A 22,472-nucleotide genomic window follows, 5' to 3' on the forward strand; every position below is an offset into this window, starting at 1 on the left:
TATTTAAATTTTATTTTTGATTAAGATTATTTTACAAAAAATTATAAGTTATGATAAAATAATTAGGTAAAGAAATATAATTTTTAGAAAAAGGTGTTTGTATGATAAAAGAAAATCAGAAAATCCTAAATAGAATACAGATTATATTAGATATGATAGCTATAATATTTTCATACTTTTTAGCATATTGTACAAGGTTTTATATTCTAGATGGAATTAATTCTATTGGATTAAAAGGATACATATTGACAGCTTTATTTTCTGTGCCAATGTATTTTATATTATATCATGTAGTTAATTTATATAATGCAAAGAGAACTATTAATGTGTATAAAGAGTGTAGACATATTGTAAATGCTAATATGTTTGGAGCATTAATCTTAATATTAATATTATTTATACTCAAATTGATTAATTACTCTAGATTAGTGTTATTGTTGTTCATATTTTATAATATAACATTAACTAGTTTAATTAGAATAATAAAAAGATTTTTATTAAGAAAGTATAGATCAAAAGGTTTTAATCAGAAACATTGTTTGATAATTGGGACTACAAGTATGGCCAATGAACTTACAGATAAGATAAATAAAAATAAACAGTGGGGATATAATATTGTAGGGTATTTAAGTGAGGAAAAAGAAGCAGATAATATAGTTGAAAAAAATGATATATTAGGTAATCTAGATAATTTGGAATATATATTGAAAAATACATATTTAGACATGGTATTTATAACATTAGCTCCAAAGGATTTTATTAGATTAGAATATATAATAAAACAATGTGAAAAGGCTGGAGTAAAAACTAATATGGTTCCTTACTATTACAATTATATACCATCAAAGCCATATATAGATGATTTAGATGGTATACCAATAATAGACACAAGACATGTGCCTTTAGATAACTATTTTAATAGTGCATGTAAAAGATTATTTGATATATTTTTTTCTGTATTTGCTATATTATTAACATCTCCAATAATGTTAGTAACAATAATATTAATAAAGTTAACATCTCCAGGACCAATAATTTATAAGCAGACAAGAGTAGGATTAAATAGAAAGAACTTTGATATGTATAAATTTAGGTCTATGAGAGTTCAAGAAGAGAAAGTAGAAAAAACTCAATGGACAACTAAAAATGATCCTAGAAAAACAAAGTGGGGGTCTATAATTAGAAAAACAAGTATAGATGAGTTACCACAATTTTTTAATGTTTTAAAAGGTGATATGTCAATAGTAGGCCCAAGACCAGAAAGACCTTTTTTTGTGGAAAAGTTTAAAGATGAAATCCCAAGATATATGATAAAACATCAAGTAAGACCTGGAATAACTGGATGGGCTCAAGTAAATGGATATAGAGGGGATACTTCAATAGAGAAGAGAATAGAGCATGATTTATATTACATAGAAAATTGGACATTTTTGTTTGATATAAAAATAATATTTTTAACAATATTTAAAGGAATTGTAAATCAAAATGCATATTAGAGTAATAAGTAGTGTTTTTAAGAAATATAAATACAAGGAGAGATATATTGGAATATATAAATTTAATATTTTTTTCTATGATACCAGTCATAGAACTTAGAGGGGCTATACCTATGGGGCTGGCATTAGATTTAAATCCATTATTGGTATATTTATCATGTTTAATTGGTTCTACTATAATAGGCATACCAATATTACTAACATTTAGATATATATTAAATTATTTCAAAGTGAAGGGATATTTTAAGTATTTAATTGATTTGCTTGAAAATAAATTACGTAAGAGAGCAAAACAATTAAAGTCCATAAGTGTAATTGGAATAATTTTGTTTGTTGGAATTCCACTACCAACTACAGGAACTTGGAGTGCAGCTGGAATTGCATCATTACTTGAAATGAGATTGAAAGATGCAATTTTAGGCATATTTTTAGGTAATGTTTTATCTGGAGGTATTGTATTTGCAATAGCATATCATGTATTTTAAGAAAAAATTATAATATTAACGGATTTTTTATTAAAAGGGAGGACATAAGATTGGTAGAAGTAACTTTATTTTTTTCACCACATCAAGATGATGAAACTTTAAGCATGGGAAATGCAATAATTGAACATGTTGAAAAAAGTGATACACATGTAATACTATGTACAGATGGTAGTAAATCAATAATAAGAAAGGTATTAGATGATGGAGGAACATGTTCATATCATATAAAAGACATACATAAATATTCTCTGCCAGAAGAAGAATTCTCAAAAGACAGAGATGAAGAATTTAAAGGTAGTTGTAAGGAAATGGGAGTTAAAGAAAATAATATACATATAGAAGAAAATAGAGCTCATGATGGAGAGTTGAGTAAAGAAAAAGCAAAAGAAATAATATTGAAATATCTAGATAAATATCCAAATGCAAAAGTAAAAACAGTGACCCCATATAAAGCTAGTGGAATACATGAAGACCATAGAGCTTTAGGTGAAGCAGCATTAGAGTTATATAAAGAAGGAAAAATAAAGGATTTAAGATTTTATGTAGAACCATATGACTATAATGATTTCACAAAAGTTAATCCAAATGTAGAAGTATGGGAAGTTTTAAATAGTCAAGAAAATAAACTACTGAGTGCTATGAATGCTTATAAAAAATGGAATCCAGAGAATGGACAGTACGCAATAGGATATCATTCTGTAAAATCACACTTTGACGAATTAAAGGAAAATAAGATTCAATATGTACATACACCTTAATATCTAATATATTTATATTACTTAAATATATAGCGAAGCCTGCTGAAATAGTAGGCTATTTTTTTATTTAAGATTCTTAAAAATTATCATCTTAATAAATAAATAATTTAAAATTATAACAATTATATTTGTAATCACTTTAACTATAACATCATTTACAAAAAGTAAATCAATCATTATATATATTATTACCATTTCAATAACACCAGAAAGCAACTTAAAGTTAAGAAAAGATAAAAATTCTTTAAATAAGAAGATTATCTCAACCCTCATACTTTTGAATACAAAAAACTTATTTGTAACATAAGCAAATAAAACTGCAATTGTCTATAATAAAGCATTTGCAATCATAAAATTAAATAAAATAACTCAAGTAAAAAATAAATATGAAATTATATTGATAAGGGCAGTAAATGCTCCAAAAAATAAATATAATATTGTCTCTCTATGCTTTTTTTAAATCAAATATAACCTTCCTAAACTAATTAAATATAACTATCTTTAAATAAAAATTAAAACATTCTAGTATAATATATCCATTAATAAATCAATAGATTTTAAAATACTATAAAGAATAAAGCTATAAGATTATATAATTAATATATACTTATAATCCATATTTTATAAAAATAAAATATGACCTAGATTTAGAAATCTGATATAATAAAAATTAAATACATACAAGGGGGTAAATATGAGAAAGTACAAATTAAAAAAATTGTCAAAGCTACTGGCATTGTTGACAGTTTGCTTTTTAATAGTGTCAACAATACATGTCTCAGCAGAAAACAATAAAACTTTAGATGGAGTAGAAACTGCAGAGTATTCTGAAAGCTATCTTCAATACTTAGAAGATGTTAAAAATGGAGACACAGCAAAATATAATGGAGTAATACCAGTTCCATATGAAATGGAAGGGACAATACTTCAAAATAAGGGAAGAAGTACTCTTCCATCATCATACAAATCAAGTGTAGCATACAATCCAATGAACTTAGGCTTAACTACACCAGCGAAAAATCAAGGAGAGCTTAATACCTGTTGGGCATTTTCTAGTATGTCAACTTTAGAATCATATTTAAAGTTAAAAGGTTATGGAACTTATGACCTCTCAGAAGAACACTTTAGATGGTGGTCAACTGGTGGAACACATGGATGGGACTTAGATGATATGTCAGGTAGTTCAAATGTAACAGCTATAGGATATCTTACAGCATGGGCAGGTCCTAAATTAGAAAAGGACATACCATATAATCTTAAATCTGAAGAACAAGGTGCAACGAGACCTTCAAATATGGATACTGCACCTACACAGTTTAATGTGACAGATGTTGTACGTCTTAATAAAGATAAAAATACCGTAAAAAATGCAATAATGCAATATGGTGCAGTAACATCAGGCTATGCTCACTATAAAAGCTATTTTAATAGCAATGAAACAGCATATAACTGCACAAATAGAAGTGCACCTTTAAATCACTCTGTATCAATAGTGGGATGGGATGATAATTATTCAAAAGATAACTTTGCATCTGATGTTAAACCAGAATCAAATGGAGCATGGTTAGTAAAAAGTAGTTGGGGAGAATTCAACTCTATGAAAGGATTCTTCTGGATTTCTTATGAAGATAAAACTCTTTTAACAGATACAGATAACTATTCAATGAAATCAGTATCAAAACCAGATAGTGATAAAAAAATGTACCAACTTGAATATGCTGGTCTTAGCAAGATAATGTCAAATAAGATAACAGCAGCAAATGTATTTGATTTTAGTAGAGACTCTGAAAAACTTGACTCAGTTATGTTTGAAACAGACTCTGTAGGAGCAAAATATGAAGTATATTATGCACCAGTAGTAAATGGAGTTCCTCAAAATAACTCAATGACAAAACTTGCAAATGGAACAGTATCATACTCTGGATACATAAATGTGTCTACTAACTCTTATAACCTTCCAAAAGGTAAAGGTGCAATAGTAGTAGTTATAGACAACACAGCAAATCCTAATAGAGAAAAATCAACTTTAGCATATGAAACTAACATAGATGGATACTATCTATACGAAGCTAAAGCAAACTTAGGTGAAAGTTACATACTTCAAAACAATAAATTTGAAGATATAAATACATATAGTGAATTTTCTCCTTGTAACTTTGTTATAAAAGCTATAACAAAAACATCTTCTGGACAAGCTACTTCAGGAGAATCTTTAACTGGAGCAGATAGATATGAAACAGCAGTTAAAGTTAGTCAGAAAGGATGGACTTCTTCACAAAATGCAGTATTAGTAAATGGAAATGCAATAGTGGATGCTTTAACAGCTACACCATTTACAGCAGCAATTGATTCTCCAATCCTTTTAACAGGAAAAGATAATTTAGACTCAAAAACTAAATCAGAATTACAAAGATTAGGAACTAAAAAGGTTTATCTAATAGGTGGAGAAAATTCTCTAAGTAAGAATATACAAACTCAACTTAGCAATATGGGTATATCAATAGAGAGAATTAGTGGTAGTGATAGATACAAGACTAGTATATCTCTAGCTCAAAAACTAAATAGTATAAAATCTGTTTCACAAGTTGCAGTGGCAAATGGTGTCAATGGACTTGCAGATGCAATTAGTGTTGGCGCAGCAGCTGCTGACAACAATATGCCAATAATACTTACTAATGAAAAGAGTGAGTTACAAGGTGCTGATGAGTTTTTAAATTCATCAAAAATAACTAAGTCTTATATAATTGGTGGTACAGCTACTTTATCATCAAACTTAGAAAGTAAGCTTTCAAATCCAACAAGACTTGCAGGAAGCAATAGAAATGAAACTAATGCTAAGATAATAGATAAGTTCTATACTAATTCAGATTTAAAATATGCTTTTGTTGTTAAAGATGGTTCAAAAAGTCAAGGTGACTTAATAGATGGACTAGCAGTAGGAGCATTAGGTGCTAAAACTGATTCACCAGTAGTTCTAGTTGGAAATAAATTAGATGAAAGTCAAAAAACTGTACTTAAATCTAAGAAAATAGAAACTCCAATTAGAATTGGTGGAAATGGAAATGAAAGTGCTTTTAATGAATTAAATAATCTTTTAGGAAAATAATAATGTTAAATGTTTTATAGTTTAAAAAATATTTAATATTGCTTTAAAAATATATAAAGGAGATAAGCCCTAACTGTTAATATGGTTGGGGCTTATTTCTTGAGAAATTTTTATAGATAAAAATGTAATAATTTTAAACTGTAAAATAGTGTAAAGATATTCTATAATATAATATAGTAAGATTTTAAACGAAATAAGGGGGTAATAAAATGAAAGCACCAAAAACTATTTTAACAATATTGACAATAGCGCTTACTTTAAGTGGGATTTCTATAACTTCATCATATGCACTTACAGAAGAAAAATTAATAGGTGAAGGGAGATATGAAACTGCTGTGAAGATAAGCCAAAAAGCATATAGTTCTAGTAATAATGCTGTATTAGTCAATGATAGCTCTTTGGCTGATGCTCTTTCAGCTACACCATTTGCAAAATCTAAAGGAGCTCCAATACTTTTAACAGAAAGCAATAAACTGGATGATAGAACCAAAACAGAGCTAAAGCGTTTGGGAGCTAAGGATATTTATTTAATTGGTGGGACTGCCGTGTTAAACAAGGATATAGAGAATCAATTAAAAAGTGATGGATTAAATGTAGAAAGAATTAGTGGTAATGATAGATATGAAACTTCATTACTTTTAGCAAATAAACTAAAAGATATTAAAGATGTTAAGGAGATAGCTGTTGTAAATGGCGAAAAAGGGCTAAGTGATGCTGTAAGTGTTGGGGCACCTTCTGCTCAAAATAATATGCCTGTAGTTTTATCTAGTCCAAAGAATGGAGTAGAAGCGTTTGAGAAATTTATAAAAGATGAGAAAGTTATAAAGGCATATGTAATAGGAGGTACAAATTCTGTTTCAAGAACTATAGAAAAAAGCCTCCCTAATGCAGAAAGATTGAGTGGAAAGGATAGAAATGAAACTAATGCCAAGGTTATAGAAAAGTTTTACTCTGATGTAGATTTAAACAATCTATATGTAACTAAAGATGGAAGTAAAAATGAAAATCAACTTATTGATTCATTGGCAGTTGGAGTATTGGCAGCAAAGAATGAATCACCTGTTGTTTTGGTCGGTGATAAACTAAATACAAAGCAAAGGGATATACTTAGTACTAAAAAATTAAGTACTATAACACAAGTTGGTGGAAATGGAAATGAAGAAGCTTTTAATGAAATTAAGACTTTACAAGATAAAACTATCTTTGAAGCTAAAACCGTTGAGGAATTAACTAATATGATAAATATTGCAAGTCCTAATGACATTATTAACTTTAATCCAAAAGAGGATACTGTAAATGAAGCTTTTAGAATGGTAACAAATAAGCCAATAACTGTGAATATAAAAGGTGATTGTTCAAAGACTATCACTATTGATATGCCTAATGGTGAGGTAAATAACTATGCTACTTTAGTAAATGTTATAGTGAGAAATATTGGAGAAGGTGGATTTAACAATCATGATACAATAACTATATTGTCAGTTCGTGACAAAAATGGTAGAGTTATAGAAAATACTAGAAATTCAGATATAGAAACAATGATGATATTGGCATCTGCTAATGATACAAAATTGATTAATGATGGTTATATAGGAAAGCTTATAGATAACTCATCTAATAGTGACATCACTAATCATGGTACTATAGACAAAAAAGTAAATCAGGTTGAAGATTTAGAAGCTAAGGTTGATTCAATTGAAAAAGCTATAGATTCTATAAGCCAGAAAATTAATAAGATACAAGATATATTAGATAAACTTGGATTTCTAAAGAAATTTCTTAACTAAAAAGATGTATATTTAAGAAAGCTATATTTTATACTTATATTTGAAAATATATAGTTAGATTGATTCATAGCTAAAGATAAATATACAATTAAATCTTGGGGAGGTAATATGGAGAGTGGATTTGAAAGTAAATTAGATACAAAAATTATGAAAAATAGAGTTAAATCAATTGATATAATAAGAGGGCTATCAATAGCCCTCATGATAGTTTGCAATAATCCTGGGACTTGGATGAGAATGTATCCACAACTTAGACATGCTATATGGCATGGTGTAACACTTGCAGATTTTGCATTTCCTTTCTTTGTTATATCCTTAGGTGTTACAATTCCAATATCAATAAACAGTAAACTAAAGAATAATAAATCTACAATACGAATAATACTAAGTATATTTAAGAGAAGTATTTTACTAATGTTGTTTGGATTTTTCTTAAATTACCTAGGAAATCATGACTTAAGTACTGTAAGAATACTTGGGGTGCTTCAACGTATGGGATTAGTATACCTTGTAACTAGTCTAGTGTATTTACTACTAAAAAAACTGAATGTAGGAAGCACTGCAACTATAATTACTTTCTTATGTATATCTGCATTTATCATAGTGGGATATTATATAGTGGCAAAACCATATGGATTTGAGCTAGAAGGTTCTCTTGCACAATTGGTGGATTTCCATTTTTTCAAAGGACATTTGTACAAGCCAGAGTTTGAACCAGATGGATTTTTAACAAGTATAGTAGCAATTTCTTCAGGTATGTTAGGCTGTACTATGGGGTGTGTACTTCTAAAAGAAAATATAGGACAGTATAAAAAATTCTTTAAAATATTAATTATGAGTATCATTTTACTTATATGTGCTTTTGCTTTTAATCAATATTTTCCATTTAATAAGAGATTATGGTCAAGTTCATTCGTACTTTTAATGGCTGGAAGTTATGGTATTTTATTGGCAATATTTTACTTTATATGTGACATCAAAAATAAAAGCAAAATATTTACTCCAATAATAGCACTTGGAAGTAGCCCTATTTTTACATATATGTGTCTTGAAATATTGAGCCATGTGTTTTGGAATTTACCAAAACTTACTGATAAAGTAGATTATCCTACTACTTTGGTGGAATGGACTACATATGAATTTATAACACCTTGGGCAGGTACAACATGGGATTCTCTTGTATTTTCTCTCTTGTATGTATTGTTTTGGGTTATAATAATGTCGTTTATGTATAAAAAGAAAATATTTATTAAAATTTAATGTAGTGTTTTGTTTAAAAAAATATTTATTCAATTTGTTTAAATATGCAGAAATTCTCAGTAATAATCCAGTTTTTCCCTAGCGAAAATTAAAAAAACATGCCATAAAAGATTACAAAAAGATTACAATTTGTAATCTTTTGTGCTATAATGAAAAAAGATTTACATAATATTGAATTTATGTAATATAAAACAAGTTCAAGAAGAATTAAATAAGATTTAAAGATCTAAAAATCTAGGGGGGATACGATGAGAAAGAGAACAAAATTATTAGCAACAGGAATGTTGTCTATAGCAATGGTGGCACCAAACGTGGCTTTAGCAGCGGAAAATACTACTGCAAATACAGAATCTAATTCAGATATTAATATAAATTTACAAAGAAAAAGTGTTGTGTTAGGAAGTAAATCGAATGCAAGTGTAAAGTTTAAAGAAAAATTAAATGCTGATTCAATAACATTAAACTTTATGTGTTATGATATGCCACTTGAAGCTACTTTAAATTACAATGAAAAAACAGATACATATGAAGGTGTAATAAACTATAACAAAGACCCAGAATACTTAAATGTATGGGAACTTCAAAGCATAAAAGTAAATGGTAAAGATGGACAGAAGGTTTTAAATAAAGAAGATTTAGAATCTATGGGGTTAAATCTTAAAGATTATGATGTTACACAAGAGTTTATAATAAGTGATGCTAACTCAACAAAAGCAGTGAATGAATATATGAGAAAAACTTCTGCACCAGTAAAAAAACTTGCAGGAGCTACTAGATTTGAGACAGCAGTTGAGATAAGTAAACAAGGATGGAAAGATGGAGCTAGTAAGGTTGTAATAGTTAATGGAGAACTAGCAGCAGATGGAATCACAGCTACTCCACTTGCTTCTACATATGATGCACCAATATTACTTGCAAATAAAGATGATATACCAGAAAGTACAAAGGCTGAATTAAAACGTCTAAACCCAAGTGATGTAATAATCATAGGTGATGATGGTTCAGTTTCACAAAAGGCAGTATCTCAAATAAAATCTGCTGTAGATGTAAATGTAACTCGTATTGGTGGAGTTGATAGACATGAAACATCTTTACTTATAGCAAAAGAAATCGATAAGTATCATGATGTTAATAAGATATATATAGCAAATGGATATGCTGGTGAGTACGATGCTCTTAATATTTCATCAAAAGCAGGTGAAGACCAACAACCTATAATATTAGCTAATAAAGATTCTGTACCAGAAAGTACATATAATTGGCTATCTTCACAAGGTTTAGAAGAAGCTTATTACATAGGTGGAGACCAAAGTCTATCATCAAAACTTATAGATAAAATATCTAAGATAGCAAAAAATGGGACTTCAAAAAACAGAGTATCTGGAGCTGATAGACATGAAACTAATGCGAAGGTAATTAAGACTTTCTATCCAGATAAAGAATTGAGTGCAATGTTAGTTGCAAAATCTGACATAATAGTTGACTCAATAACAGCAGGACCTTTAGCAGCTAAGTTGAAATCTCCAATACTTATAACTCCAAAAACTTACGTTTCTGCATACCATAGTACAAATTTATCAGAAAAAACAGCAGGAACAGTATATCAAATTGGTGATGGAATGAAGGATAGTGTTATAAATTCTATAGCATCTAGTTTATCAAAACACAATGCACCAACAGAACCAGAAAATCCAGGTTCAGCAGCAGGAAAAACTGTAGTGATAGACCCAGGTCATGGGGGTTCTGACTCAGGAGCAACAAGTGGATTAAATGGTGGAGCTCAAGAAAAGAAATATACTCTTAATACAGCACTAGCAACTACTGAATATTTACGTTCAAAAGGTATAAATGTTGTTATGACTAGAGATACAGATAAAACAATGGCTTTAGGAGAAAGAACGACATTATCAAACACTATAAAGCCAGATTTATTTACAAGTATACATTACAATGCATCTAATGGAGCTGGTAATGGTGTGGAAATTTTTTACAAAGTAAAAGATAAAAATGGTGGAACAACTAAGACTGCGGCATCAAATATATTAAAAAGAATATTAGAGAAATTTAATATGCAAAATAGAGGAATCAAGACAAGAACACTTGCTAATGGAAATGATTACCTATATGTATTAAGAAACAATAAATATCCTGCAATACTTGTAGAATGCGCATTTATAGACAATAAGAGCGACATGGATAAGTTAAATACAGCAGAAAAAGTAAAGACAATGGGAACTCAAATTGGAATAGGAATAGAAGATACAGTAAAATAAAATAAAAAATATTAAAGCAAAATATATCATCTCCTGTTATAATGTAAAATATAGCAAGAGATGATATATTTTTGCAAAGAATCAAATTGTTTACAATGACGTTTATTGTATTGATAAACTTCTCATTATTGAGTATAATATAGAAATAAGTCAAAAATAAGATAGAAATACGTTGAAATTAAGAATTTAAAAATTTTTTATTCCAATATGGAGGTAACTATGTCTGGATATACTAATGATGAATGTGAAATACCTAAAGTTACAAGCTATCCAGGGGCAGATAAAGAAATTGCAAGTGAGATTGACTATAGCATAGTAAAAGGCACAGTGTTGTTTGACTTGTACCAAAGAGTTGTGGATTTAGTTTTATCTATATTAGGACTTGTAGTAGGTTTACCTTTAATAGCAATATTTGGAATTCTTATTAAAATAGAGGACAAAGGACCAATAACTTATAAGCAAGAAAGACTAGGAAAATGCGGGAGAAGATTCTATATATATAAATTGAGATCTATGAGAACAGACGCAGAAAAATTTGGCGCACAATGGGCTGAAAAAGATGATCCTAGAATAACTAAGGTTGGAAAGTTTATTAGGAAAACTAGAATTGATGAGATTCCACAGCTGTTTAATATATTAAAGGGGGACATGGGCTTAATAGGTCCTAGACCAGAGAGACCAAACTTTACTGTTCAATTTAATGAGGAAATACCTGGATTTATCAACAGGCTTGCTATAAAACCTGGACTTACAGGTTGGGCACAAGTAAATGGTGGATACGAAATCACTCCTGAAGAAAAACTTAAAGAAGATATTTACTATATAAAAAATAGGAGTATATTACTTGACTTTAAGATACTCTTTAAAACTGTTAAAGTAGTATTGACAGGAGACGGAGCTAGATAATTTTAAAATATTAGATTATTAATCAATGAAAAAGCTCTTTAAAAAAGAGCTTTTTTATTGTCAAAAAATACAAAAAGAAAAGGAATGAGAACTTATGATTAAAAAAATTTCTACTATATTATCGTTAGTTTTGCTAATCTCTATTTCTAGTACAGTGGGGGTATTTGCAGATGTAAGTCCTAAAAAAGAGTTGATAGAAGGTAGTATACCAGAGATTTCAACAGAATTAAATAAAAGAGTGTTCAAGAATTCTAAAGAAGTAATTCTTGTAAATGAAGAGTCAATTGTAGATAGTATAAGTGCAACACCTTTGGCATATGTAAAAAATGCTCCGATAGTTGTAACTAAGAGTAAAAATGTTGGTAGAGTAACAAGAAATTATCTAAAAGAGCTAGGTCCAGAGAAGGTTACGATAATAGGTGGTTTAAAGGCAGTATCTAAAGATGCTGAACGTAATATAGAGAAAATGGGAATTAAAGTGGAAAGAATAAGAGGAAAAGACAGATATGATACATCTTTAAAGATAGCTAGAGAAATGTACAGAACAGTAGGATTCGATAAGGCATTTTTACTTAGCTCAACTACAGGATTAGAGAATGCCATATCTGTATATTCTTATGCAGCTAAAAATGGAATGCCAATAATATGGGCTCAAGATGAAGGTTTTGAAGAACAAATTGACTTCTTAAAAAGTAAAAACCTTGAAAAAATATATGCATTAGGTGATTCAAAAGAGTTTATTGCAGACATTGATTCTAGCTTAAAGAATATAGAAGGTATAAAGCAAATAAATAAGTCAAGCACAAATGTCGATTTAATAAAGAAGTTTTATGATGAAAAAGATATAAAGAAAATCTATACTGCTAAATTAGATTTTGGAAGTAGATCTGATGTAAACGAATATATTTCTTTGGGAGTAGTATCGGCCAAAGAAAATATGCCAATACTGATTTGTAGTGATAATTTAAGTCATGCACAAGATAAATTTTTGAAAGATAACAACATAAGTGATGTAATTGAAGTTGGATATACAGTAGGTAATTATAGTCTGTTAAAGAGTATACTTAATTTAACATCCTTATCTTGTATAATATTAATACTATTATTACTATTGATTGTATTTAGAGCGCTTAGATATGAGTCAAGATAGTCTTTAATTTATTAAGGAAGCTTTTCATAGGTTAAATTTACTTAATCAGAATAATGTTTATAAGCAGTTTTAAAAGTTCTACTTTTAGAGTTTAAATTAGAGAAGGAGAAAGAAAATGTCAAAAACAGCTAAAGCAGCATTGTGGATTATGGCGGCCACTATGTTTTCAAAAGTATTAGGTTTCCTTAGAGAACTTGTACTTGCAAATTTCTATGGAACAGGTATGTATGCAGACGTATTTGTATTAACATTAAATATACCTGGTTTAATCATAGCAGTCATAGGTTCTGCAATTGCTACAACTTATATACCTATGTACTTTGAGACAAAGAAAAGACTCGGAGATGAAGGTGCCTTAAAATTTACTAACAATGTTTTAAATATATGCTATATAATGGCTATAATAATAGCTATTTTGGGGCTTTTATTTACAGAGCAATTTGTTACAGTATTTGCAGCAGGATTTAGAAGTGACCCTGCTAAGTTTCAAGCAGCAATACTATTTACTAAAATAATGATTTCAGGAGTTTTGTTCTTGAGTGGAAGTAAAATATTTAGTTCATTTTTACAGGTGAATGACAGTTTTGTAATTCCAGGTCTTATAGGAATTCCATATAATATCATAATAATAGCAGCAATAGCACTAAGTGCAGGTAAAAATGTATGGATACTACCAGCAGGAGCATTGGTTGCCATGGCAAGTCAGTTATTGTTTCAACTCCCATTTGCATTTAAGAAGTCCTACAAGTATAAACCATATATAAATTTAAAGGATGAGTCCATAAAAGAATTAGTGAATCTAGTCTTGCCTATGTTAATAGGTGTAGCTGTTGGACAGTTAAATATATTTGTTGACAGGTTATTGGCAACTACTTTGGGGGATGGAAAGTTGTCTGCCCTTAACTATGCAAATAGACTAAATGAGTTTGTTATGGCATTATTTGTTACATCTATAATAACAGTTATATATCCTAAGTTAGCAAAAATGTCGGGTAAAGATAATAAAGAAGGCTTTATAAGTACTATTGTAAAGTCATCAAATTGTATTATATTGGTAGTGCTTCCAATATCCATAGGAGCTATTATATTAGCAGAACCTCTAGTTAGAATACTATTCCAAAGGGGTAAGTTTGATGCATTATCAACAGACCTTACATCTATAGCTCTTAGATTATATTCGTTAGGTTTATTGGCTTGTGGGGTAAGAGATGTTTTATATAGAGCATTCTATTCTCTTTCAGATACAAAGACACCAATGATAAATGGAAGTATCGCGCTAATAATAAATATAGTTCTTAATTTAATATTGATAAGACCACTTGGTCATGCAGGTATTGCTATATCAACTAGTACGTCTAATATAATTACAGTTATATTATTGTTTATATCTCTTAAAAAGAAAACTGGATATTTTGGAGGAGATAAAATCATAAAGACTGGTCTTAAAAGTTTGGTAGCATCAGGTGTGATGGCAGTAGTCACTTTATTGATATATAACAATCTATATGCATTTATAGGTGCAGGAACAATTAAAGAAATTATAGCAGTTGGAACTGGAGTATTAGGTGGGGCTTCTGTATATACGATATTGATAGTTTTATTTAAGGTAGAAGAGATGGACTTAGCTTTTGAATTTTTAAAAAAAGGAAAGCAAAAACTACTTAAAAGATAGACATTTACCTTAAAAAATTAAAATAGAGTCAGAAAGGATGAAAATATGGATTATAAAAATAATTATGAGATGTGGTTAAATTCTCCTTATTTTGATGAACAAACCAAAGAAGAGCTATTAAGTATAAAGGATGATGACAAAGAAATACAAGATAGATTCTATAAAAATTTAGAATTTGGTACAGGTGGTCTAAGGGGTATAATAGGAGCGGGAACTAATAGAATCAATATTTATACTGTTAGACGTGCAACACTTGGAATTTCAAATTATATTATGAAGACGCAAGGTGAAGAAGGAAAGCAAAAAGGAATTGTTATAGCATATGATAGTAGATACATGTCAAGAGAGTTTTGTATAGAAGTAGCTAAAACTTTAAGTGCATATGGTGTAAAGGCTTATATTTTTGAAGAGTTAAAGCCTACACCAGAACTTTCTTTTGCTGTTAGATATTTAAAGTGTGCTATGGGAATAGTAATAACAGCAAGTCATAATCCTAAAGAGTATAATGGATATAAGGTATATGACTCAGATGGAGGTCAAATCTGTATAGATATGGCCAATGATATAATTGCAGAAGTTAATAAGATTGATGATTACAGTATCATTAAAAGTGTAGATTTTGAAGAAGCTTTATCTAAAAATTTAATAACTATATTAGATAATGAAATAGATGATGAGTTTATAAAGGCTGTTAAGAAGCAAGTTTTAAGACAAAGCACGATAGATGAATATGGAAAAAAATTAAAAATAATATATACACCTATTCATGGAACCGGAAATAAACCAGTAAGAAGAGTCTTAAATGAATGTGGCTTTGAAAATGTAATGGTGGTTAAGGAGCAAGAATTGCCAGATTCTAATTTTTCAACAGTTAAGTATCCTAATCCTGAAGAAAAGTCAGTATTTAATATAGCTATTGAAATGGCAAAGAGTAATGGTACTGATTTGATAATAGGGACAGACCCTGATTGTGACAGAGTAGGTGTTGTTGTAAAAGATTCTAGTGGTGAGTATGTAGTCTTAAATGGAAACCAAGTTGGCTCACTTTTAGTTAGATATATAGTAGAGAGTTTAGTTGAAGAAAATAAACTTCCTAAAAACAATCCTACAATAATAAAAACTATAGTTACATCAGAACTAGGTGCAAAAATAGCAAAGGCTTATAATGTAGATTGTTTGAATACTTTAACAGGGTTCAAATTTATAGGAGAAAAAATAAAAGCGTTTGAAGAAAGTAATGATAGAAGCTTTATAATGGGATATGAGGAAAGCTATGGTTACTTAATTGGAACTCATGCTAGAGATAAAGATGGTGTTGTATCTTCGCTTATGATATGTGAAATGGCAGCATACTATTTTTCAAAAGGTATGAACTTGTATGAAGCCTTGATAGATACATATAATAAATTTGGGTACTACAAAGAGGAATTAAAGTCAGTGACTTTAAAAGGCATAGAAGGAATAAAAAAAATAAAAGAGATGATGCTTTACTTTAGAAGTGTTAAAATAGATAATGTGGCTGATGTAAAAGTAGATAAGATTTTAGATTATAAAGATGGAGTAGATGATTTACCTAAATCAGATGTACTTAAATTTTTACTTGAAGATGGTTCTTGGATAGCTATAAGACCTTCAGGTACAGAACCTAAAATTAAATTTTACTTTGGAGCAAATTCAGATAACCAAGAAGATGTAGAATCTAAGTTGAATAATTTAATATCTTATATATTAAATGTGGTGGATTCTATATAAAGAGCTAAGGGGAGATAAACGATGAAAGTATATAATGTCATAATGGCTGGAGGAGGCGGAACTCGTTTCTGGCCACTTAGTAGACAAGAAGTACCTAAGCAGCTTATAAATTTAAGTGGAGAAGATGCTTTAATAAATGAAACTATAAACAGAATAGATTCTCTAGCAAACAAAGAGGATTTATTTATAGTAACTAATGAGAAGCAAATGGACGCTTTAAAAGATACAGTGAAAGATAAATGTTTATACAGCAATATCTTACCAGAACCATGTGCCAGAAATACGGCAGCAGCTATAGGTTTTGCAGCCTTTAACATAATGAAAAAATATGGTGATGGTGTTATGTGTGTATATCCAGCTGACCATTATATAAAAGATGAAAAAGAATTTAAAGCTATTTTAGAAAAAGCTATTTATATAGCAGAAAATAATGATAAACTAGTAACTATTGGGATAAATCCTACATTCCCATCAACAGGATATGGATACATAAACTTTAGTAGAGAAAATACAATAGAAAATGTTGCATATGAAGTAGTGGAGTTTGTAGAAAAGCCAAACTATGAAATTGCTAAAGAGTATGTAAATTCTAAGAAATATGTGTGGAATAGTGGTATGTTTGTATGGAAGGTATCCAAGATATTGGAAGATTTTAAGAGATACTTACCAAAAGTATATGAAAAATTAGAGGAAATCAGTAATTACTTAGGAACAGAAGAAGAAATAGAAAAAATAAGAGAAATCTATCCAACAATACAATCAATCTCTATAGATTATGGTATTATGGAAAGAAGTAATGACGTTATAGTAGTTCCTGGTGATTTTGGTTGGAATGACGTTGGTTCTTGGGACTCCCTAGGTGCGATATATCCAACTGATGATGAAGGTAACATCAAAAGAGGTGAAAATATTACTATAGATACTAAAAACTCAATTATATATTCAGATGACAAATTAATATCGACAATAGGTATTAGTGATTTGATAGTAGTATCTACAAATGATGCAGTTATGGTTTGTAGAAAAGATAAAGCTCAAGATGTCAAAAAGATAGTAGAGCAATTAAAAGAAGAAGATAGACAAGAATATATGTAGGAGGTGTTCATTTGATTCCTAAAAAAATACATTATGTATGGTTTGGTGGTCCAAAAGGAAATATAGAAAATATATGTATAAATTCATGGAAAGAAAAACTTCCAGAATATGAGATAGTAGAGTGGAATGAAAAAAACTTTGATATAGAGAAAGAAATAAAAGGAAATAAGTTTTTGGAAGAATGTTATAAAAGAAAGCTTTGGGCATTCATATCAGATTATACAAGAGTAAGGGTACTCTATGAACAAGGTGGAGTTTATCTGGATACAGATATGCAGATATTAAAGGATATAACTCCTCTTTTAGAAAATAATAGGCTTATATGTGGATATGAAGATGATGGAGAATACATGAATGCAGCCATAGTAGGTGTAGAAAAAGGACATCCTTTCTTTAAAGATTTATTAGAGTACTACGAAAAAGAGGTGCTTACTTCTTCATTGTTTACAATACCAAAGGTTATGACTCATCTTATGGAAAAAAATTATAAAAAGATTGACCAAAATAACTATGAAGAAGGCATTCGTGTCTACGATAAAGAATATTTTTATCCTTTTGGATTTAAAGAAGACTTTACACCAGAATGTATTACAGAAAATACTTATGGAATACATTGGTGGGGAAAAAGTTGGGCTAAGAAAAGAAATTATTTCTTAGAAAGCAAGCACTTAACAGGTGTAAATAAGATATGGAAGTGTTGTAAAATATTTGCAAGTAATACTTTAAGAAGCTAAAAGGGAGAAAGTGAAATGAAGACTTTAAACGATGATAGAAATATTATGATTAAAAAATATCTTTATATATTTGTTTTGTTTATCATAGTACTTAGAAAGTATATGATATCATTTATTGACCCAGATATGAGTATAGGGATAATTAAATCAGCGTTATTTTATTCTTCAATAGGAATACTAATGCTACTTTTTTTATTTGATAAGAGAAAAAGTATAACAGAAATGGTGCTAGTTGGAGCTTGTGTATTACTTTATATATTAAATAGAGAAGGAGCTATATTATTAATTGTTTTGTTAGCTGTATCAGCTAAACAAATAGATGATAAATGTATAGTTAAAAGTTATTTAATAATATCTGTATGTTTTTTAATAGGAGCTATATTATTATTTAATTTATTTCCTTCATTAGTATTTAATCAGGAAGTCCACTATAGATATATAGGAAAATTAGATACGCTTGTTACAAGAATGGATTTTGGACTTGGTAATCCAAATGGAGTATTTTATTATATGGTTACTATATATGCAGCATATATATTCTTAAGATATAAAAACTATAATAAATGGGATAGAATAATTTTATTTGGATCTGCATTCTTTGTTTATCAAACTACATATAGTAGAACTGGCTTTTTTACTATATTAGCAGGATTAATATTTGTAGAGATAATAAGAGTGATAGACCTAAAAAAAATAAAAGTACTACCAATGCTTATAAAGACATCACCGATAATACTTACTTTATTTAGTGTAATTATTGGTATGATGTTTTCTAAAAGTAGTGTACTAAATAGATTATTAGCAAGTAGACCTAAGTTCTGGAATGTATACTTAGCTCAAGAGGGAAATTTTATGAAACCTTTTGGAAATTCATATAGTGCTGCTATAAAAGCAACTAATCCATTAGACAGTTCTTATATATATATAATTAGTGTACTAGGAGTAATTGCTTGCATCTTATTTATGTTTTTGATGTATAAAGGTATACAAAGCTTTATAGAAAAAGATAAAAAAGAGTATTTAGTAGCTTTGTTCATATTTTTACTATATTCTTTTGCAGAAAATTTATTATTAGAAGCTTCATTTAGTTTCACAATAGTATTACTAATAAAAGAAGTAATATTAAATGATAAAAGAGAGGTAGATTTGTGGAAAATGAAAAGTAGGAGGTAGTAATGTTAATATCATTAATAATGCCAACATTAAATAGATATGATGATATATACTTACTTATGGATAGCTTAGAAAATCAAACTTACAAAAACTTTGAACTTATAGTAATAGATCAAAATGATAATAACAAAGTTAAGGAGATAGTTGATAAATACGTTGATAAGTTAGATATAAAGTATATAAAAAGCGATAAGCTAGGATTAAGTTATAACAGAAATGTAGGCATAGATAATGCTAAAGGGCAAATTATAGGTTTTCCTGATGATGACTGTGTCTACGAAAATGATACATTAGAAAAAGTTACAAACTTCTTTAATAAAAATAAAGATTATAAAATATACAGCTGTAAAACTATGGATGCAAATAAAATTGATGCATTTAAGAAAATGTATGATGGAACTTGTGATATCACAAGTTCCAACGTTTTAAATACTATAACATCCATAACTTTTTTTGTTGATTTTGGAGAAAAAGAATATACACGATTTGACGAAAAATTAGGTGTTGGTGGAGATTTTGGTGCTGGTGAAGAGATAGATTATGTTTTAAACCTGTTGAGTTTAGGATTTAAAGGAAAATACTTTGGGAATGATATAATTTACCATCCTGCAAAAAAACATTCTAAATCTAAAGAAAAGTATCAAAAAGATTATAACTATGGAAGAGGTTTTGGAGCCATTTGCAAAAAAGAAATAGTCTATAGAAAGAATTATAAGTTTGTAAAGGTTATGGCATCAAAGCTTGTAAGAAATATAGGCGGTCTTATATTGAGTTCCAACAAAGATTATCATAGTGCCACTATAAAAGGAAGAATTAATGGATTTAGACAGTATAAGTTATAATGAGGATGGTGTTTATGGACAAGGTTAAATTTTTAATAAATATGCTTTTGGCTTTTTTTATGTATCCATTTAATAAGCATAAGTTTAATGGTAGAAATATTTGGCTTATAGGTGGACATTCAGGAGATATATACAATGATAATGCCAAGTTCTTTTATGAGTATATGTTGAAAGAACATAATGATGTAGAAACTTATTGGGTAGTAAATAAAGACAGTAAAGTATTCAATAAAATTCCAGGCAAGAAATTAATAAGAGGAAGTGTAGAAAACTATCTATATTATTACAATTCAAAAGCTATAGTATTTTCACATGCGCCATCAGCAGATATAGCACCTTATAACTTTGCTGTACCTGTTCTTAATTATTTCCATAAAAAGACGATAAAAGTGTTCTTAAATCATGGAACGATAAGTTTTAAAAAGAGAAAGCCAATGAATAAAAAGTTTAAAAATATTATAGATAACCTATATAAAAGTTATAATATAGTTACAGCAAGTTCTGAGTTTGAAAGAGATGTTATGGTAAATGATTGGGGAATGTTAGATGACTCAGTTTATATAATTGGAAATGCAAGATATGACAATTTACCAACAAATGAAGTTGCACAAACACGAGATATATTATATACTCCTACATGGAGAGACTGGATAAAATTTAGTTCAGGAAAATTTACAGATACAGATTATTTTAAAAATATAATGAATTTCTTGAATGATGATAAATTAAATAAAATATTAGATGAGAAAGATATAAATGTAAAAATTTATATGCATCATCTTATGCATGAGTTTATAGATGACATAAAAGAAAACATAACTGGTAAACGAATTGTATTTTTAGATAAAGGGGTAACTCTAGCAAATGAAATAAGAAAATCAGCTGCAAACATAACTGATTATTCAAGTGTTGCCATAGATTTTCTATATATGAACAGACCTATTTTATTTTATCAATTTGATTTAGATGAATATATGGAAAAAGTTGACTCGTATATAGATTTAAAAAGCGAAATGTTTGGGTCTTTGGCTTATAATAATGATGAAGCTGTGAATAAACTTATTGATATTATTGAAAATAATTTTGAGGTTATGGGTAACCAAAAAAATGAAAGAAATAAGTTTTTCAGATATAATGACAATAAGAACTGCAAGAGGATATATGATTGTGTATTAAGTAAAATTAAATAAATATTTTATAAATGATGAGGAAGGTAATATGAAGAAGAATTTAGTATCTATAATTACTCCCATGTATAATTCTGAAAAATTTATTGAAGCAACCATAAAATCAGTATTAAACCAAACTTATCAAGAATGGGAAATGTTAATTATTGATGATTGCTCAACAGATAATAGTCCTAGTATAGTCAAATCTTATATGCAACAAGATAGTAGAATAAAATGCATAAAGACTGAGACTAATAAGGGTGTCTCTAATGCTAGAAATCTAGCATTAAGTAATGCGACAGGACAATTTATAGCTTTTTTAGATAGTGATGACCAGTGGAATAGTAGTAAGTTAGAAAAACAAGTAAACTTTATGTTAGAAAATGACTATGTAATCTCATTTACTTCATATGAACTGATGGACGAAAATGATAAAAAGTTAAATAAAGTAATAAAAGTGCCACCTAATGTAGATTATAGAAGGTTATTAAAGGGAAATATTTTGGGATGTCTTACTGTTGTAATTGATAAGTCTAAATTGGATTTTGAAATTAAAATGAGTGGTGTAAGACATGAAGATTATGTCTTGTGGTTATCTATATTGAAAAGAGGACATATCGCTCATGGAATAAATGAAGTTTTAGCATTATATAGAAAATCTAGTAACTCCCTTAGTGGTAATAAGATAAAGGCTGCTATGTGGACTTGGAATATATATAGAAATATAGAAAAAATACCTCTATACAAAGCTATATACTACTTTATTAATTATGGAATAAATGGAATTAAAAAAAGTTAGATAGAGAGGAAGATT

General features: G+C 28.7%; 17 protein-coding genes and 1 pseudogene. 17 read left to right on the forward strand and 1 reads right to left on the reverse strand.

The annotated features are described in order from the left end of the window. Positions 1 to 101: 101 nt before the first annotated feature. From JJC01_05405 to JJC01_05415, 3 genes are read left to right on the forward strand one after another with little or no spacing between them, the layout of a single operon-like run. The gene (locus JJC01_05405; GenBank protein ID UDN59300.1) at positions 102 to 1,496 is read left to right on the forward strand and encodes an undecaprenyl-phosphate glucose phosphotransferase; all 1,395 of its coding nucleotides are present in this window, start codon (positions 102 to 104) and stop codon (positions 1,494 to 1,496) included. Positions 1,497 to 1,543: 47 nt separating this feature from the next. After that, positions 1,544 to 1,981 carry a small multi-drug export protein gene (locus JJC01_05410; protein ID UDN59301.1) on the forward strand — a complete coding sequence of 146 codons (438 nt, stop codon included), beginning with the start codon at positions 1,544 to 1,546 and terminating at the stop codon, positions 1,979 to 1,981. Between the two features lie 50 nt (positions 1,982 to 2,031). After that, complete coding sequence (locus JJC01_05415; protein ID UDN59302.1) at positions 2,032 to 2,739, forward strand: PIG-L family deacetylase; 708 nt, start codon at positions 2,032 to 2,034, stop codon at positions 2,737 to 2,739. Positions 2,740 to 2,802: 63 nt separating this feature from the next. Here JJC01_05415 and JJC01_05420 read toward each other — a convergent pair. Next, positions 2,803 to 3,177, reverse strand: a pseudogene (locus tag JJC01_05420) (GtrA family protein). Between the two features lie 256 nt (positions 3,178 to 3,433). On the opposite strand from JJC01_05420, the gene JJC01_05425 reads away from it, so the two are divergent. From JJC01_05425 to JJC01_05490, 14 genes are all read left to right on the forward strand, one after another. Further along, a complete protein-coding gene (locus tag JJC01_05425; GenBank protein ID UDN59303.1) occupies positions 3,434 to 5,845 on the forward strand; it encodes a cell wall-binding cysteine protease Cwp84 in 2,412 nt (803 codons plus the stop codon). Positions 5,846 to 6,054: 209 nt separating this feature from the next. Continuing rightward, complete coding sequence (locus JJC01_05430) at positions 6,055 to 7,632, forward strand: cell wall-binding repeat-containing protein (GenBank protein UDN59304.1); 1,578 nt, start codon at positions 6,055 to 6,057, stop codon at positions 7,630 to 7,632. Positions 7,633 to 7,779: 147 nt separating this feature from the next. Next, positions 7,780 to 8,892 carry a DUF5009 domain-containing protein gene (locus JJC01_05435; protein UDN60129.1) on the forward strand — a complete coding sequence of 371 codons (1,113 nt, stop codon included), beginning with the start codon at positions 7,780 to 7,782 and terminating at the stop codon, positions 8,890 to 8,892. 248 nt (positions 8,893 to 9,140) lie between these two features. After that, on the forward strand, positions 9,141 to 11,165 hold the full coding sequence (locus JJC01_05440) for an N-acetylmuramoyl-L-alanine amidase (protein ID UDN59305.1): 2,025 nt from the start codon (positions 9,141 to 9,143) through the stop codon (positions 11,163 to 11,165). Positions 11,166 to 11,384: 219 nt separating this feature from the next. After that, positions 11,385 to 12,071, forward strand: coding sequence for a sugar transferase (locus tag JJC01_05445; GenBank protein UDN59306.1), 687 nt, complete (start codon positions 11,385 to 11,387; stop codon positions 12,069 to 12,071). Between the two features lie 94 nt (positions 12,072 to 12,165). Further along, complete coding sequence (locus tag JJC01_05450; GenBank protein UDN59307.1) at positions 12,166 to 13,221, forward strand: cell wall-binding repeat-containing protein; 1,056 nt, start codon at positions 12,166 to 12,168, stop codon at positions 13,219 to 13,221. A gap of 115 nt (positions 13,222 to 13,336) precedes the next feature. Next, positions 13,337 to 14,893 carry a murein biosynthesis integral membrane protein MurJ gene (murJ, locus tag JJC01_05455; protein ID UDN59308.1) on the forward strand — a complete coding sequence of 519 codons (1,557 nt, stop codon included), beginning with the start codon at positions 13,337 to 13,339 and terminating at the stop codon, positions 14,891 to 14,893. Between the two features lie 45 nt (positions 14,894 to 14,938). After that, entirely contained in the window at positions 14,939 to 16,645 is a 1,707-nt protein-coding gene (locus JJC01_05460; GenBank protein UDN59309.1) for a phospho-sugar mutase, read from the forward strand. Between the two features lie 21 nt (positions 16,646 to 16,666). After that, a complete protein-coding gene (locus JJC01_05465) occupies positions 16,667 to 17,740 on the forward strand; it encodes a mannose-1-phosphate guanylyltransferase (protein UDN59310.1) in 1,074 nt (357 codons plus the stop codon). Between the two features lie 11 nt (positions 17,741 to 17,751). Then, on the forward strand, positions 17,752 to 18,474 hold the full coding sequence (locus JJC01_05470; GenBank protein UDN59311.1) for a glycosyltransferase: 723 nt from the start codon (positions 17,752 to 17,754) through the stop codon (positions 18,472 to 18,474). Positions 18,475 to 18,489: 15 nt separating this feature from the next. After that, positions 18,490 to 19,647: a polysaccharide polymerase gene (locus JJC01_05475; protein ID UDN59312.1), complete on the forward strand. Its 1,158-nt coding sequence runs from the start codon at positions 18,490 to 18,492 to the stop codon at positions 19,645 to 19,647. Positions 19,648 to 19,649: 2 nt separating this feature from the next. Continuing rightward, the gene (locus JJC01_05480) at positions 19,650 to 20,489 is read left to right on the forward strand and encodes a glycosyltransferase family 2 protein (GenBank protein UDN59313.1); all 840 of its coding nucleotides are present in this window, start codon (positions 19,650 to 19,652) and stop codon (positions 20,487 to 20,489) included. Between the two features lie 14 nt (positions 20,490 to 20,503). Then, positions 20,504 to 21,679: a CDP-glycerol glycerophosphotransferase family protein gene (locus JJC01_05485; protein UDN59314.1), complete on the forward strand. Its 1,176-nt coding sequence runs from the start codon at positions 20,504 to 20,506 to the stop codon at positions 21,677 to 21,679. Between the two features lie 28 nt (positions 21,680 to 21,707). Next, the gene (locus JJC01_05490; protein UDN59315.1) at positions 21,708 to 22,457 is read left to right on the forward strand and encodes a glycosyltransferase family 2 protein; all 750 of its coding nucleotides are present in this window, start codon (positions 21,708 to 21,710) and stop codon (positions 22,455 to 22,457) included. Positions 22,458 to 22,472: the final 15 nt, after the last annotated feature.

The sequence above is a fragment of the Clostridioides sp. ES-S-0010-02 genome, assembly GCA_020641055.1.
Taxonomy (GTDB): Bacteria; Bacillota; Clostridia; order Peptostreptococcales; family Peptostreptococcaceae; genus Clostridioides.

Excerpts from the sequence above, each read along its gene's own strand:
- JJC01_05465 (UDN59310.1), top strand. The coding sequence starts at position 16,667 with ATGAAAGTATATAATGTCATAATGGCTGGAGGAGGCGGAACTCGTTTC.
- JJC01_05490 (UDN59315.1), top strand. The coding sequence starts at position 21,708 with ATGAAGAAGAATTTAGTATCTATAATTACTCCCATGTATAATTCTGAA.
- JJC01_05445 (UDN59306.1), top strand. The coding sequence starts at position 11,385 with ATGTCTGGATATACTAATGATGAATGTGAAATACCTAAAGTTACAAGC.
- JJC01_05485 (UDN59314.1), top strand. The coding sequence starts at position 20,504 with ATGGACAAGGTTAAATTTTTAATAAATATGCTTTTGGCTTTTTTTATG.
- JJC01_05425 (UDN59303.1), top strand. The coding sequence starts at position 3,434 with ATGAGAAAGTACAAATTAAAAAAATTGTCAAAGCTACTGGCATTGTTG.
- JJC01_05440 (UDN59305.1), top strand. The coding sequence starts at position 9,141 with ATGAGAAAGAGAACAAAATTATTAGCAACAGGAATGTTGTCTATAGCA.
- JJC01_05430 (UDN59304.1), top strand. The coding sequence starts at position 6,055 with ATGAAAGCACCAAAAACTATTTTAACAATATTGACAATAGCGCTTACT.
- JJC01_05475 (UDN59312.1), top strand. The coding sequence starts at position 18,490 with ATGAAGACTTTAAACGATGATAGAAATATTATGATTAAAAAATATCTT.
- JJC01_05435 (UDN60129.1), top strand. The coding sequence starts at position 7,780 with ATGAAAAATAGAGTTAAATCAATTGATATAATAAGAGGGCTATCAATA.
- murJ (UDN59308.1), top strand. The coding sequence starts at position 13,337 with ATGTCAAAAACAGCTAAAGCAGCATTGTGGATTATGGCGGCCACTATG.
- JJC01_05450 (UDN59307.1), top strand. The coding sequence starts at position 12,166 with ATGATTAAAAAAATTTCTACTATATTATCGTTAGTTTTGCTAATCTCT.
- JJC01_05460 (UDN59309.1), top strand. The coding sequence starts at position 14,939 with ATGGATTATAAAAATAATTATGAGATGTGGTTAAATTCTCCTTATTTT.
- JJC01_05405 (UDN59300.1), top strand. The coding sequence starts at position 102 with ATGATAAAAGAAAATCAGAAAATCCTAAATAGAATACAGATTATATTA.
- JJC01_05480 (UDN59313.1), top strand. The coding sequence starts at position 19,650 with ATGTTAATATCATTAATAATGCCAACATTAAATAGATATGATGATATA.